Source organism: Arthrobacter sp. PTI12, from assembly GCF_056679915.1.
Window position 1 is genome coordinate 2340501 of sequence record NZ_CM155256.1, and the last position, 13139, is coordinate 2353639.

14 protein-coding genes and 1 pseudogene are annotated in these 13139 nt (G+C 61.8%); 1 reads left to right on the plus strand and 14 read right to left on the minus strand.

Annotated features, from left to right (window positions below; translation table 11 throughout):
- Nucleotides 1-7: 7 nt before the first annotated feature.
- From AC1MBU_RS11220 to ffh, 11 genes and pseudogenes are all read right to left on the minus strand, one after another.
- Complete coding sequence (locus tag AC1MBU_RS11220) at nucleotides 8-724, minus strand: ribonuclease HII (RefSeq protein WP_277357246.1); 717 nt, start codon at nucleotides 722-724, stop codon at nucleotides 8-10.
- Nucleotides 721-1527, minus strand: coding sequence for a signal peptidase I (lepB, locus tag AC1MBU_RS11225; RefSeq protein WP_277357245.1), 807 nt, complete (start codon nucleotides 1525-1527; stop codon nucleotides 721-723). The genes AC1MBU_RS11220 and lepB (AC1MBU_RS11225) overlap by 4 nt, the downstream gene beginning before the upstream one ends.
- Nucleotides 1527-2165, minus strand: a complete 639-nt coding sequence (lepB, locus tag AC1MBU_RS11230; protein WP_277357244.1) for a signal peptidase I — start codon at nucleotides 2163-2165, stop codon at nucleotides 1527-1529. The genes lepB (AC1MBU_RS11225) and lepB (AC1MBU_RS11230) overlap by 1 nt, the downstream gene beginning before the upstream one ends.
- Before the next feature lie 104 nt (nucleotides 2166-2269).
- Nucleotides 2270-2629 (minus strand): 50S ribosomal protein L19, encoded by a 360-nt coding sequence (gene rplS / locus AC1MBU_RS11235; protein ID WP_056548310.1) that lies wholly within the window; start codon nucleotides 2627-2629, stop codon nucleotides 2270-2272.
- Between the two features lie 216 nt (nucleotides 2630-2845).
- Nucleotides 2846-3634, minus strand: coding sequence for a tRNA (guanosine(37)-N1)-methyltransferase TrmD (gene trmD, locus AC1MBU_RS11240; RefSeq protein ID WP_277357243.1), 789 nt, complete (start codon nucleotides 3632-3634; stop codon nucleotides 2846-2848).
- On the minus strand, nucleotides 3634-4212 hold the full coding sequence (gene rimM, locus AC1MBU_RS11245) for a ribosome maturation factor RimM (RefSeq protein ID WP_277357242.1): 579 nt from the start codon (nucleotides 4210-4212) through the stop codon (nucleotides 3634-3636). The genes trmD and rimM overlap by 1 nt, the downstream gene beginning before the upstream one ends.
- A gap of 97 nt (nucleotides 4213-4309) precedes the next feature.
- A complete protein-coding gene (locus AC1MBU_RS11250; RefSeq protein ID WP_026543804.1) occupies nucleotides 4310-4552 on the minus strand; it encodes an RNA-binding protein in 243 nt (80 codons plus the stop codon).
- 1 nt (nucleotide 4553) lies between these two features.
- A complete protein-coding gene (rpsP, locus tag AC1MBU_RS11255) occupies nucleotides 4554-4958 on the minus strand; it encodes a 30S ribosomal protein S16 (protein WP_056548307.1) in 405 nt (134 codons plus the stop codon).
- A gap of 175 nt (nucleotides 4959-5133) precedes the next feature.
- A complete protein-coding gene (locus tag AC1MBU_RS11260; RefSeq protein ID WP_479787212.1) occupies nucleotides 5134-6018 on the minus strand; it encodes a VOC family protein in 885 nt (294 codons plus the stop codon).
- 73 nt (nucleotides 6019-6091) lie between these two features.
- Nucleotides 6092-6814 carry an alpha/beta fold hydrolase gene (locus AC1MBU_RS11265; RefSeq protein WP_479787213.1) on the minus strand — a complete coding sequence of 241 codons (723 nt, stop codon included), beginning with the start codon at nucleotides 6812-6814 and terminating at the stop codon, nucleotides 6092-6094.
- Between the two features lie 64 nt (nucleotides 6815-6878).
- Nucleotides 6879-8460 (minus strand): annotated as a pseudogene (gene ffh / locus AC1MBU_RS11270) (signal recognition particle protein).
- A gap of 114 nt (nucleotides 8461-8574) precedes the next feature.
- Here ffh and AC1MBU_RS11275 point away from each other — a divergent pair.
- Entirely contained in the window at nucleotides 8575-10026 is a 1452-nt protein-coding gene (locus tag AC1MBU_RS11275; protein WP_277357239.1) for a glucose-6-phosphate dehydrogenase, read from the plus strand.
- Nucleotides 10027-10089: 63 nt separating this feature from the next.
- Here the strand turns inward: AC1MBU_RS11275 and AC1MBU_RS11280 are convergent, their stop codons facing one another.
- The 3 genes from AC1MBU_RS11280 to ftsY all read right to left on the minus strand — a co-directional run bounded on the left by AC1MBU_RS11280 (nucleotide 10090) and on the right by ftsY (nucleotide 13125).
- The gene (locus AC1MBU_RS11280) at nucleotides 10090-10428 is read right to left on the minus strand and encodes a P-II family nitrogen regulator (protein ID WP_277357238.1); all 339 of its coding nucleotides are present in this window, start codon (nucleotides 10426-10428) and stop codon (nucleotides 10090-10092) included.
- Nucleotides 10425-11732 carry an ammonium transporter gene (locus AC1MBU_RS11285; RefSeq protein WP_479787214.1) on the minus strand — a complete coding sequence of 436 codons (1308 nt, stop codon included), beginning with the start codon at nucleotides 11730-11732 and terminating at the stop codon, nucleotides 10425-10427. The genes AC1MBU_RS11280 and AC1MBU_RS11285 overlap by 4 nt, the downstream gene beginning before the upstream one ends.
- Nucleotides 11733-11919: 187 nt before the next feature.
- Nucleotides 11920-13125, minus strand: a complete 1206-nt coding sequence (gene ftsY, locus AC1MBU_RS11290; protein WP_277357237.1) for a signal recognition particle-docking protein FtsY — start codon at nucleotides 13123-13125, stop codon at nucleotides 11920-11922.
- Between the last annotated feature and the right edge of the window lie 14 nt (nucleotides 13126-13139).

A 13139-nucleotide genomic window follows, 5' to 3' on the forward strand; every position in this document is an offset into this window, starting at 1 on the left:
GACCCCATCATCTCCCAATATCGCCGGCAGCCACGCCGGGACCCGCAATAGCGGTGCCAAGACGCCACGTCCGACGATGTTCGACGCATGGACCCAGCCCGTCAATCGCGGCGCGGTGAGCAGACGTTGCATATCCCTTGTTGACGTCCCAGCCGTACCCCGGATAATCCTGCGCGAAGTCGATCATCAGCCGATCCCGTTCCACCTTGGCAAGGACACTCGCAGCAGCGACGCTCAAGCACTGCAGGTCGGCTTTGATCCGGGTGTGCACAGGGGCATCGCAACTGACTTCGGAAGAAGTTTCTGCGTCACCAAAAAGTGATCCCTGTGAAACAGGCGCCAGCCAGTTGTGGTTTCCGTCCAGGATGACGGCGTCCGGGCGTACTTCGCGTATCACCTGCGACCAGGCGCGGTTGCCTGCGGCGCGGAGCGCCGCCATAAGACCCGTAGCGTCGATCTCCGCAGCTGTAGCATGCCCAACCCCGTATGAGGCCGCCCAGCGTTGGATCTTTGGCACCAGCGCTTCGCGGTCAGGCGCACTCAGAAGCTTGCTGTCCCGCACCCCCCGCAGGCCTTTCACAGTCGTCAGGTCGACCACCACCAGGCCAACAGTCACCGGCCCGGCCAGTGCGCCTCGCCCCACTTCGTCGCAGCCGGCGAGGAAGCGGTGGCCCTCGGCCAGGAAGGAGCGTTCGTAGCGCAGCGTTGGAGCCTTTCCGGTCACGGCGCCGACTGTTCCCGCCCGGTGCTGCTCTGGGGTGCCTCAGGAACGTCAGCGAACACGTCGGGGTAGTTTCCCAGGAAGCCCATTCGGTCCAGCGGCCATGCAATCACGGAAGCCTTACCTTCGATGTCATCCACATCGATGAAACCACCACCGGGCTTGTCCGTGTTGGCTCGTGAATCCGCCGAAGCGTTCCGATGATCACCCATGACCCAGATCTTTCCTTCAGGCACTGTGACGTCGAACGGCACGTCCGACGGGCTGGCACCCGGGAACAGGTACGGCTCGTCTAGGGCTTCCCCGTTGACCGTGATCCTTCCTTCGGCATCGCAGCAGATTACACGGTCACCCTCCAGACCGATGACACGCTTGACGAGATGCTGTTGGGACTCATCGGGCACGAGGCCGACGAAGATGAGCGCATCCTTGAACCAGTTGCTGTCCGTCGTTCCAGCCGCAGGTTCGGGCAGCCAGCCCTGGGTATCGCGAAAGACGACGATGTCGCCGCGCTTGAGCTCGAAAGGCTCAGGCACAAGCTGGTTCACAAAGATGCGATCGTCGATTTCAAGGGTGTTTTCCATCGACCCTGACGGAATGAAGAACGCGCGAAAGAGGAACGTCTTGATGAGGAACGAAAGCAGCAAAGCAACTGCGACGATGATGAGTACTTCCTTCGCCCAGCTGCCGAGGCTGCGGGCGGCTGACCCACCGGAAGCAACCTCTTTGTCCGGGGAGGTGGAACGGGAAGTCTCTGCGGGGTCTCCCGCGCCGTCGTTCGGCGCCCCCGAGTGGGCTTTAGCCATTATTTGCTGTTCCTCTGCTGTGCGTTCGGAGAAAGTCGGGCCGACGATGAAGAATCCGCAGGGCGCGGTATTGCGGTGAAACGGTCGAAAGGCCACAGCACGTGGGTTGCACGGCCAATAACCCGTTCCTGGGAGACAAGCCCGCCGCCTGGTGCGCCCAACAGCCCGCGCGAGTCAAAGGACTCCGAACGGTGATCACCCATGAGCCATAATTTACCCTCTGGAACTGCGACCTCGAACTGCGTATCACTCGGCTCGTCCATGGGGAAAACGTAAGGCTCCGCAATGGCGTTCCCGTTGACGGACAGTCGCCCTGCAGAATCGCAGCACACCACGGTATCTCCACTCGTGCCGATCACACGCTTCACGTAGTTAGTCCCGGAGACGCCGACACCGAAGAAGTGCGCTGCATCCGATATTGCCTGCTGGAGTCCGCCCTCGCCTAGCGGTGCGAACGATCCCCTGCCGTCAAAGACGACGACGTCGCCTCGCTTGATATCGCCGAAGACGTAGTCGGTTTTTGAAACCAGGACACGATCATTTTCTTCGAGCAGCGGCTCCATTGAACCGGAGGGTATGTAGAAGATATCGGCGAGCAGTGCCCTGACGGCGACTACGGCAACACAGACGAAAGCCACGGCACAAAAGGCGAAGCGCCGGCCCGTGATACCGGGCCAGCGCTTCGGCGGCTGCCTGGAGGGTTTCCGTCCGTCGGAAAATTCAGGCATAGACAGGAAGAAAGTTACTTGGCGGTCTTTGGATCGCGCTTTTCCTTGATCTTGGCAGCCTTGCCGCGAAGATTGCGCATGTAGTACAGCTTCGCGCGGCGCACGTCACCCTTGCTGACTACCTCGATCTTGTCGATAACCGGGGAGTGCACCGGGAAGGTACGCTCCACGCCGACCCCGAAGCTGACTTTGCGGACCGTGAAGGTTTCACGAACGCCGTCGCCCTGGCGGCCGAGAACGAAGCCCTGGAAGACCTGAACACGCGTGTTCTTGCCTTCAATGATGTTGACGTGAACTTTGAGCGTGTCACCCGCACGGAAGTCGGGAACGTCATTACGCAGCGATGCTGCGTCCACATTGTCGAGAATATGCATGAAATTGCTCCTGGTGAACGCCACAGGTCCCTCACGTTGGTCACAACGACCAAGACCTGCATGCAGGCAGTTGCCGTTGAAGATTAGATACCGTCATGCCCTTTGGCGCATTCCGGAGTGCCATACTGTTGGCTACGCTCCCCCTGTGGCAGGTGCGTACCAGTTGACACAAGCTTCAATTATGCCACAACGACGGGGACAGCCGGAATCCGGCGACTAGTGCGGCGAGGACGTGGCGGCACGTGCCACTTTCCCCTCCACGACGGCGAAACCGTGCATCGTGAGTACGGCGCGGTCTGCCGCGTCCAGGCCTGCCGGGTCGAGCTTCTCGAGGAGGTCCGGCCGTCGCAGCGCCGTCCTGCGCAGCTGCTCGTCACGCCGGTGACGCGCAATGCGCGCATGGTTTCCGCTGAGGAGAACTTCAGGAATATTCAGGTTCCGCCAGGAGGAGGGCTTCGTGTACACCGGGTACTCCAGCAAGCCATCCGAGTGCGATTCTTCGACGAGGGATTCCGGGTTGCCAACAACTCCGGGCAAGAGCCGGGCCACTGCCTCCACTATCGCGAGCACAGCAACCTCGCCGCCGTTCAACACGTAGTCGCCCAGGCTGAGCGGAAGCACGTCGAACGAACCTTCGGCCCAGTCGAGCACCCTCTCGTCGATTCCTTCATAGCGTCCGCAGGCAAACACCAGGTGGTCTTCCTGAGCCAGTGTCGATGCCATCGCTTGAGTGAAGACCGTTCCAGCCGGTGATGGGACGATGAGGACCGGTCGTTTATTTTCCCGCACTGTCTCAAGAGCCTGTGCCCACGGTTCCGGTTTCATCACCATACCGGCCCCACCGCCATACGGTGTGTCATCGACGGTCCGGTGGCGGTCGGTGGTGAAGTCTCGAAGATTATGGACCTCGAGCGTCAGCAGACCGTCATTCCGGGCCTTCCCGATCAGTGAAAGATTGAGTGCTTCCAGGTACTCCGGAAAAATGCTGACGACGTCGATACGCACTAGTTGCGGTCTGCCTTTCCTTCAGCGTTGCCGCCCTCCGCAGAATCGGACTCTGCCTGGTTCGATCCAGGGAGGTTCAGCTCAAGCAGGCCTTCTGGAGGGGTCAGGACAACAAAGCCACCCTCGACATCGACCTCGGGAACAATCTCCTCAACGAACGGCACCAGAATCTCTTCACCATCGGAGCCTTCGATGATGAGCAGGTCCTGGACCATCAGGGTGCGCAGAGCGCTGACCCGGCCGACGACGGCGTCTCCTACACGCACCTCGAGTCCCACCAGCTCGTGCTCATACCAGGCATCGCCGTCGTCGTCTGAAGTGCCACCGGATTCGATGAAGAGCTTCGCACCTCTCAGCAGCTCGGCAGCGTTGCGGTCCGGAACCTCCTCGAATCCGAGGATCAGGATGTCCTTGTTCCAACGGGCGCTGGAACAGGTGAGCGGTCCCTGAGCTTCCGGCTCCACCCGGAAGACGGCGCCGGGCTCGAACCGCTCCTCAGGGGCGTCCGTGAAGAGCTGAACGGTTACTTCACCCCGAATACCGTGGGGCTTTCCAATGCGGGCGACCTGCAGATCCATGGATTCTCCGGTAGGTAGAGAGCGTGTCGAAACAGTAAAAAGTCCGGCCCCAACGCCTTGAGAGTTGGGGCCGGACTTCAGGCATAGGTGCTGCTGATCAGCGGCGGCGATCGGTATCCACGACATCTACCCGCACCGGCTCGCCATCCGCAAGAGCGGAAATGACGGTGCGCAATGCGCGTGCCGTGCGTCCCTGCCGACCGATGACACGGCCGAGGTCTTCCTGATGCACACGAACCTCCAGAGTCTCACCGCGACGGTTCGACTTGGAGGAAACCTGCACATCATCAGGGCTGTCCACGATTCCGCGGACGAGGTGCTCCAGCGCTTCAGCAAGCAACTTACTCAGCCTCGGTAGCTTCAGCCTCAGGCTCGTCGGCCTTCTTGCTCTTCGGCGTGATTGCCTCGGGAACAATGACGGAACCCTTTTCAGGAGCCGTGAAGGTCTCCTTGGGAGCCTTGGTCTTCAAGGTGCCTTCCTGGCCCTCGATACCCTTGAACTTCTGCCAGTCACCGGTGATCTTCAGGATCGCGGCGACCTGCTCGGAAGGCTGTGCGCCCACGCCGAGCCAGTACTGTGCACGATCCGACTTGACCTCGATGAACGAGGGCTCCTCGGTGGGGTGGTACTTGCCGATTTCCTCAATGGCACGGCCATCACGCTTGGCGCGGGAGTCCATGACGACAATGCGGTAGTACGGTGCGCGCATCTTGCCGAAGCGCTTCAGACGAATCTTTACGGCCACTTGTGTGGTCACTCCTTGTTGATCAAAAGGGCGAACTCCGGTTTCTGCACCCGTGGGGCGGGCCATACGTTTGGGAGCTCTGAAGGACACAACGCACGCAGAGAGAGGGGCTGCGCAGATTGGGTACGAATCCATTGTGCCAGAAGTTGATGCTTCCCGGCGACCTGGCACACGTTCAGCTCGCTGAAACCCTGAGCTTGTTTCGCCACGGGTCGTCGAACCGCAGTTCCTGGCCGGTGTGATGGTGCTCGATACCTGCACTTTTCAAGCGCTCAGCCAGTGCCCCGACTTCATCCGCAGTAGGTACGCGGATAAGGACTTCCCCGAGCCCCAGTGTGTCCTTGCGCGGGCCTGCGCCACGACTGTTCCAGACGTTCATCGCCATGTGATGGTGGTAACCTCCGGCGGAGACGAACAGCGCCTGCCCATGCCAGCCGGCAGTGCGCTCGAACCCGAGGGTACTCACATAGAACTGCTCTGCCGTCTGCACATCCCCCACCTGCAGATGGACGTGCCCGACGTCGGCGGCCGCCTGCTGCTGTTTGGTCACCGACTCCTCTGTCAGGTTACTTTCCAGGTATTGCCTCGCAGGAAGTGGAGCATTGTCCATGACGACGGTCCGCTTTCCTTCGCTAATGGTCCAGTCCCAGGTTTCCCGCGGCTTGTCGAAATACAGTTCGATCCCGTTGCCTTCGGGATCAGAGAAGTAGAACGCCTCACTGACCAGATGGTCTGCGCTTCCCACGTACCGGCCTTCTGCGGACTGCGCGACATGAGCCGCGGATGCCACGGTTGCGGCAAGATCGGCGCGGTCCCTGAAAAGCAGTGCGGTATGGAACAGCCCCGCTTCAGTAGGATCGGGCAACTTCAAGCCGGCGGCTGGAGCAAGGTGAATCAGCCGTTCGCCGGCTCGTCCCAGGTACAGCCCGCCGTCGGATTCTGCGGTGTCGACCAGGCCAAGTGCGCTCCGGTAGTAGTTCGCCATCCGGTCAAGATCTCCGACCTTCAGCATCACAGTGCCCATTGCAGTATCCGCGGGAAGCAGGTCGTCGGTCATCATGATTCCTCCAAGTGTGTGGTTCACTCGATCCAACTACTTGAAGCTTAAAGTTATTCCCAGCAACACTGTACGGTCAAGCATCAACTCCCAGTTCAGGGCCTTTTTCCGCATGGTCTCGGATGAACCGGCGAAGGATGGTGTTCCCTTCCTCAGTGTCCTGCGGACGATGCCCTCCGCCAACAACGCGATGCACCGCCCCAGTCCCGGCGAGGTACTCAGCGACCTCTTCGTAGAGCGGCTCCCAACCACCGGTCAGGACGAGGGTGGGCACGCCGGGAACTATAGCGAGCGGAGCCGTCCACGGAGGCGCCTGCATCCTGAGACGCCGGGCGCGGTCACGATCTTCGGCGGTGTTCAGGGGCCGGGGTTCAGAACCGAAAACCGCCCGGGCAAACTCCCTGTTGAAGTCCTCATCAGTCAGCTCGGCAGCGCGCATGAAAAGCGGCTCCACCCGCGCCCGGTGTGCTGCTGTTGCCGGCAGTTCTTTGGTAAGGGACAGGCAGGCCGGCTCAGCCAGAACCAGGGACCGGACAAGATCCGGCCTCTCGACGGCCAACATCATTGCCGACACGGCTCCTTGCGACGCCGCTACGAGATGACCGCCTCGCCCCAGTGCCTCCTCGACGATCTGCTGGTCCGCCTCGAAATCTGTCGGGAGCGGAGCAGCAACAGGATCAAACCCATGACGGCGTACAAACAGGCAGTCGAACTCACGTGCCATTCCGTGCTGTCTGGGCCAGGCAGCTGCACCAAAAGTCCCGGCACCATGTACGAAGACAACGCGATCACTTTTCATGACCTCAACCTAGCTGCCGCCTCCGACAAACCCGTCCGGTTGACGTTCCACCGTCCCGATCGAACTATTTCCCGAGGAACTTCTCGAAACCTTTGGGCAAGTTCAGTGACGAGGGATCGAAGTTTTCCTGCTGGCCGAAAGCGGCACCGGTGGGCACGGATGTGCGCTGACCGTTCCGACGCGCTTCTGCGGCAGCAGCCTCCTGGGCAGCCTTGGCCGGGTTGCCCGAGCGGGGCTTTTTCTTTCCCTTGGCGTTTGCTTTGCCCTTCCGTGCACCGCCATTGAAGCCGCCGGGACCTGGCATACCGGGCATGCCGGGAATGCCGCCACCGGCAGCCATCTTGCGCATCATCTTCTGTGCCTGCCCGAAACGGTCGAGCAGCCCGTTGACCTCAGAGACGTGGACGCCGGAGCCGCGGGCGATGCGGGCGCGCCTCGAGCCGTTGATGATTTTCGGCGCGACCCGCTCATGAGGGGTCATTGAACGCACGATCGCTTCTACGCGGTCAATCTCGCGCTCGTCGAAGTTCTCCAGCTGCTCACGCATGTTCGCGGCGCCCGGCATCATCATGAGCATCTTCTTCATGGAGCCCATATTGCGGATCTGCTGCATTTGCGCAAGGAAGTCATCGAGGGTGAAATCCTCCTGGTCGGCGAATTTCTTCGCCATCCGGGCGGCCTCGTCCTTGTCCCATGCCTTCTCGGCCTGCTCGATCAGGGTGAGGATGTCTCCCATGTCGAGGATGCGGGATGCCATACGGTCCGGATGGAAGACCTCGAAGTCGGTGAGGGCCTCGCCTGTGGAAGCAAACATAACCGGCTTGCCGGTCACCGACGCCACAGAAAGGGCGCGCGCCGCGGGCGTCGCCGTCCAGCTTGGTCAGAACCACACCGGTGAAGTTGACGCCCTCGTTGAAGGCCTGTGCGGTATTCACCGCATCCTGGCCGATCATCGCGTCAATAACGAAGAGCACTTCATCCGGGTTGACGGCATCACGGATGTCCGACGCCTGCTGCATGAGCTCGGCATCGATGCCGAGACGGCCGGCGGTGTCGACAATGACGATGTCGTGGAGCTTGGTTCGTGCCTCGGCGACGCCCTGTCGGGCAACATCCACAGGATTGCCGGTCGACGCCTCGAATTCGGAACTCACACCGGGATGTGGAGCGAACACGGGAACGCCTGCGCGCTGCCCGTTGACCTGCAGCTGCTTGACCGCGTTGGGACGCTGGAGATCACAGGCAACCAGCAGAGGACTATGGCCCTGGCCCTTGAGCCACTTGGCCAGCTTGCCCGCCAAGGTGGTTTTGCCGGCACCCTGAAGACCGGCAAGCATGATGACCGTGGGCGGGTTCTTGGCGAGTCGAAGGCGTCGGGTCTCGCCGCCGAGGATGCCCACCAGCTCCTCGTTCACAATCTTGACGATCTGCTGTCCGGGGTTGAGGGCCTGTGAGACCTCAAGACCAAGGGCGCGTTCCTTGACCTGCGCTGTGAAGGCGCGAACCACCGGCACAGCAACGTCCGCGTCAAGCAGGGCGCGACGGATTTCGCGAACCGTTGCGTCGACGTCTGCCTCCGACAGCCGGCCCTTTCCGCGCAGGTTCTTGAAGGTCGCTGTCAACCGGTCTGAAAGTGAATTGAACACGGTGCGTGAACTGCTTTCCTCGAACTCAAGTGGATTCAACTATCTAGGGTAGCAACTGGGTTCGCTCCAACAGGCAGCAGACAGCTACCCCCTTGCAGTGGCAGGGTGTTAAGGGTGACTACTCATGCGATTGACGAACAGGCTTCCGGACACCAATTCCAGGGGCAGGCCATCAAGACGTTGCTGATCCTCGGCGCCTCTGGCGACCTCACCGGCCGCCTGCTGTTGCCCGGGCTGGCGCGGCTAGTGAGACACGGGAAAGCCGAAGGGATAACCCTGGTCGGAGCCGGCTCGGACGCCTGGAGCACTGAGGATTGGCAGGAGCGCCTCGCCACGTCCTTCGCCGCTGCATCGCCGGATACCGGTACCCGCAACGATGACGGCGCCCTTGAACAGATCTGCGCGGGCAGTACTTATCATCAGGTTGATGTCACAGCGGAGGGTTCACTGGCAGAGCTGATTGCCGGCCTCCAGCCGCCGGTCGCGATCTATTTCGCACTGCCGCCGGCCGTCAGCGAGAAGGCCTGCGCCACACTCGAACCTGAGGACCTCCCGGACGGATCACGCCTGGTGATGGAGAAACCGTTCGGCACCGACAGGGAATCGGCAACCCGATTGAACACGATTCTGGGCCGGTTGGTGCCTGAAGACCACATCCACCGGGTGGACCATTTCCTCGGTAAGGCGACGGTGCTGAACATCCTTGGACTGCGGTTCGCGAACCGCCTGCTGGAACCGGTGTGGAACAGCCTCCACATCGATTCGGTAGACATTGTCTTCGACGAGAAGCTGACGCTCGAAAACCGTGCGCGCTATTACGACGGCGCTGGTGCGTTGAAGGATATGATCCAAAGCCACCTGCTGCAGGTGATGGCTCTCATCGCAATGAATGCGCCCTCGACGCTGCACGAGCGGGACCTGAGGGACCATATCGGAACCGTGCTGAGGGCCAGCTCGGTGCACCCGGATTTCCGTTCCAGTACCCGACGCGCCCGCTACACCGCGGGAAGCATCGACGGGCGCGAGGTTCCAAATTATGTGGATGAGAGCGGCGTCGATCCCTCCCGTGGCACCGAGACGCTCGCCGAAATTGTAGTGTCAATCAACAACGAGCGGTGGGCGGGAGTTCCATTCCGCTTGCGGTCAGGGAAGTCCCTCGGCCGGACCCGCAAGGAAGCAGTGATCACCTTCAAGCCGGTTAACCACCTTCCGGACGGCTTCACAGGAGTGGACTCCCCTACGCGGCTGCGCATCGGCTTCGGTCCGGACACCCTTGAGTTGGACCTTGATGTGAACGGTCCCGGCGACGTGTTCTGCCTGGACCGGGCAACCCTGCAGGCGGAACTGAATGCCTCGGAACTCCTGCCCTACGGTGAAGTTCTTGACGGCGTGCTGTCCGGTGACCCCACGCTGTCCGTACGCGGCGACACGGCTGAGGATTGCTGGCGCATCGTGGAACCGGTGCTGGAGGCCTGGAAAGCAAACGATGTACCGATGGACGAATATCCAGCGGGATCGGCCGGTCCGTCGAACTGGAGCACAGCCGAAGTGGGAGGCGAAAAATAGTGCAGCTATGGCGGGATAGGCCGATCCCATCCCGCCACAGCTGCACAAAACATCCTTGGAACGCTAGAGCGCCGCTTCCCCGCGTTCGCCCGTACGGACGCGGACGGCATCTTCCACCGGGAGGACCCACACCTTCCCGTCGCCAGCCCGGCCCGTGTTTGCTGTTGAGACCAGCACGTCCACGATGTCGGTGACCGAGGCGTCCGACACGAGCACCTCTACGCGGGCTTTCTGGAGGAGGTCGACGGTGTACTCCGCTCCCCTGTAAACCTCCGTGTGCCCGCGCTGGCGGCCGTAACCGCTCGCCTGGCTGACGGTAAGGCCCTGAACGCCGTAGTTCTCCAGGGCTCCCCTCACGCTGTCCAGTTTGTCCGGACGAACAATGGCAGTAACCAGTTTCATGACGTCACCTTCTGCTGGCCGGGATCGGCAACGGAGACCTTGGCAGTTGCGTGGAATGGGTGGAACTGTCCTCCAACGCCGAGCCCTCCGAATTCGTAGGCAGTTTCTGCGTGTTCGGAAAGGTCGACGCCGGAGACTTCGTTGTCTGCAGTAACCCGGAATCCGATGGTCTTGTGGATCGCCAGCCCGATCACGGCCGTCATCACCGCAGACAGCGTTACGGCTACCAGGACAGAGACGATCTGCGCGACAAGCTGACCGCTGCCGCCGCCATAAAACAACCCGCCGCCTTCGCCGTCGACAGGCAGGGCAATGAAGCCGATCGCGATGGTTCCCAGGGTGCCCGCCACCAGGTGCACTGCGACCACATCGAGTGAGTCATCAAAGCCGAGCTTGTACTTCAAACCGACTGCCAGCGCACACACGGCACCCGATACCAGACCCAGCCCGACCGCTCCGATGGGACTGACACTTGCACAGGCCGGCGTGATGGCAACGAGGCCGGCGACGATGCCCGAGGCTGCTCCGAGGGATGTGGGCCGGCCGTCGCGGAAACGCTCGAGGACGAGCCAGCCGACCATTGCTGCTGCGGGCGCGGCCATGGTGTTGACCCAGATCAGCCCTGCTTCTTCGGCAGTACTTGCGGCACCGCCGTTGAAACCGAACCAGCCGAACCACAGCAGGGCGGCGCCAAGCATGACCAGCGGGACGTTGTGCGGCCGGTGTGCCGGGTCCTTGCCGAATCCCTGCCGCTTGCCGAGGATGATGGCCAGTACCAGTGCCGCGACGCCGGCGCTGATGTGGACGACGGTGCCGCCCGCGAAGTCAATGGCCTCACCGACGGTGCTTCCGATAGCACCCTCCGCACTGAGCAGTCCGCCGCCCCAGACCATGAAGGCCAGCGGGCAGTAGACCGCTGTGACCCAGATGGGCACGAAGAGCGACCAGGCGCCGAACTTGGCGCGGTCCGCGATTGCGCCGCTGATCAGGGCCACCGTGATGATCGCAAACGTAACGCCGTAGCCTGCGCCGATCATGTCCTCTGTTCCGATGAGGCCCTCAAGCCCGAAGGAGGAGAACGGATTCCCGAAGAGCTGGGCAACGCCGTCGCCCACCGTCATCGAGTAGCCCCACAGCACCCAGACGATACCCACCAGTCCGACGGCGATGAAGCTCATCATCATCATGTTCAGTGCTGCTTTGGCACGGGTCATGCCGCCGTAGAAAAATGCCAGTCCGGGGGTCATCAGCAATACCAGGGCGGCGGAAACCATGACCCAGACGTGACCTGCTGTCAGATCCATCGTTACGTCCTCTCGCGAGTGGCGGGCACTTCCCGCTGCAGAGAAGTCTTGCAACGACGTGTTTCAGCACGTTGGGAACTGTGTTGCCGGGAGGTTACGCCGGACGCACTGACGTAAAGAGTGCGTGTCCCCGGTGTTTCCGCCGTGTTTCGCGGGTGGAGCGGAACCTTGAACCGCCGTCCTTGGGTCAGTTCAGGAGCGCGTCGACAAATTCCTCGGCTTCGAACGGCGCGAGGTCATCAGCGCCCTCACCCAGACCGATCAGCTTGACCGGTACCCCCAGCGAGCGCTGGATTGCGACGACGATGCCGCCCTTGGCGGTACCGTCCAGTTTGGTCAGGACGATTCCCGTGATGTTGACAACCTCTGAGAACACCTTGGCCTGGTTCAGACCGTTCTGACCGGTAGTGGCGTCAAGAACGAGCAGCACCTCATCGACGGTGCCCTGCTTCTCAATGACGCGCTTGACTTTGCCGAGTTCGTCCATCAAGCCAACCTTGTTCTGCAGGCGGCCGGCGGTATCGATCATGACGACGTCGACCTCACCTTCGATTCCAGCCTTGACCGCCTCAAAGGCCACGGAGGCAGGATCTGCGCCGTCGACATCTGATTTCACCGTGGGCACCCCGACCCGCTGTCCCCAGGTGGCCAGCTGCTCCGCAGCGGCTGCGCGAAAGGTGTCTGCTGCACCGAGCAGCACGTCCTTGTCCTCTGCCACGAGCACACGGGCGAGCTTGCCGACCGTGGTGGTCTTTCCCACGCCGTTCACTCCGACAACCATCACAATGGCAGGGCGGTCAGCGTGGCGGTCGGTGGCAAGCGACCGGTCCATCGTGGGGTCAACGAGCTTGATCAGCTCCTCCCGGAGCATCCCCTTGACCTCCTCCGGACTGCGGCTGCCCGCGATTTTCACGCGTTCGCGAAGAGCATCGACAAGTTCGGTGGTCGGTTCAGTTCCGAGGTCCGCCAGGAGCAGCGTTTCCTCGATCTCGTCCCAGACGTCCTCATCGATGCGGTCGCGGGACAACAGCGCCAGAAGTCCCTTACCGAGCGCATTGTTGGACTTCGCCAGTCTGGCGCGCAGTCTGGCCAGGCGGCCCTGCACAGGATCTGGAGTCTCGACCGGTACGGTCTCGACGCCGGTGGGGGTGTCCTCAAGATCCCTGAGGTCATCAGGCACGACGACGTCCGGCCCGGTATCGAGGCCGGAGGGCCTCTCCAGAGTGTCGGTTCCGACGCCGCGTGCGGCGGTACCGCCGTCGTCATCCGGGTCCCGCGTGGTGGAGTAGGTACCCGGCGGGGTGCGGCGGGAACGCACCAACAGGGCTGCAAGCGAACCCAGAACAGCCAGGGCGACGACTATGTAAATAACTATCGGGAGGATCTCGTTCACGCTTCCAAGCTTCT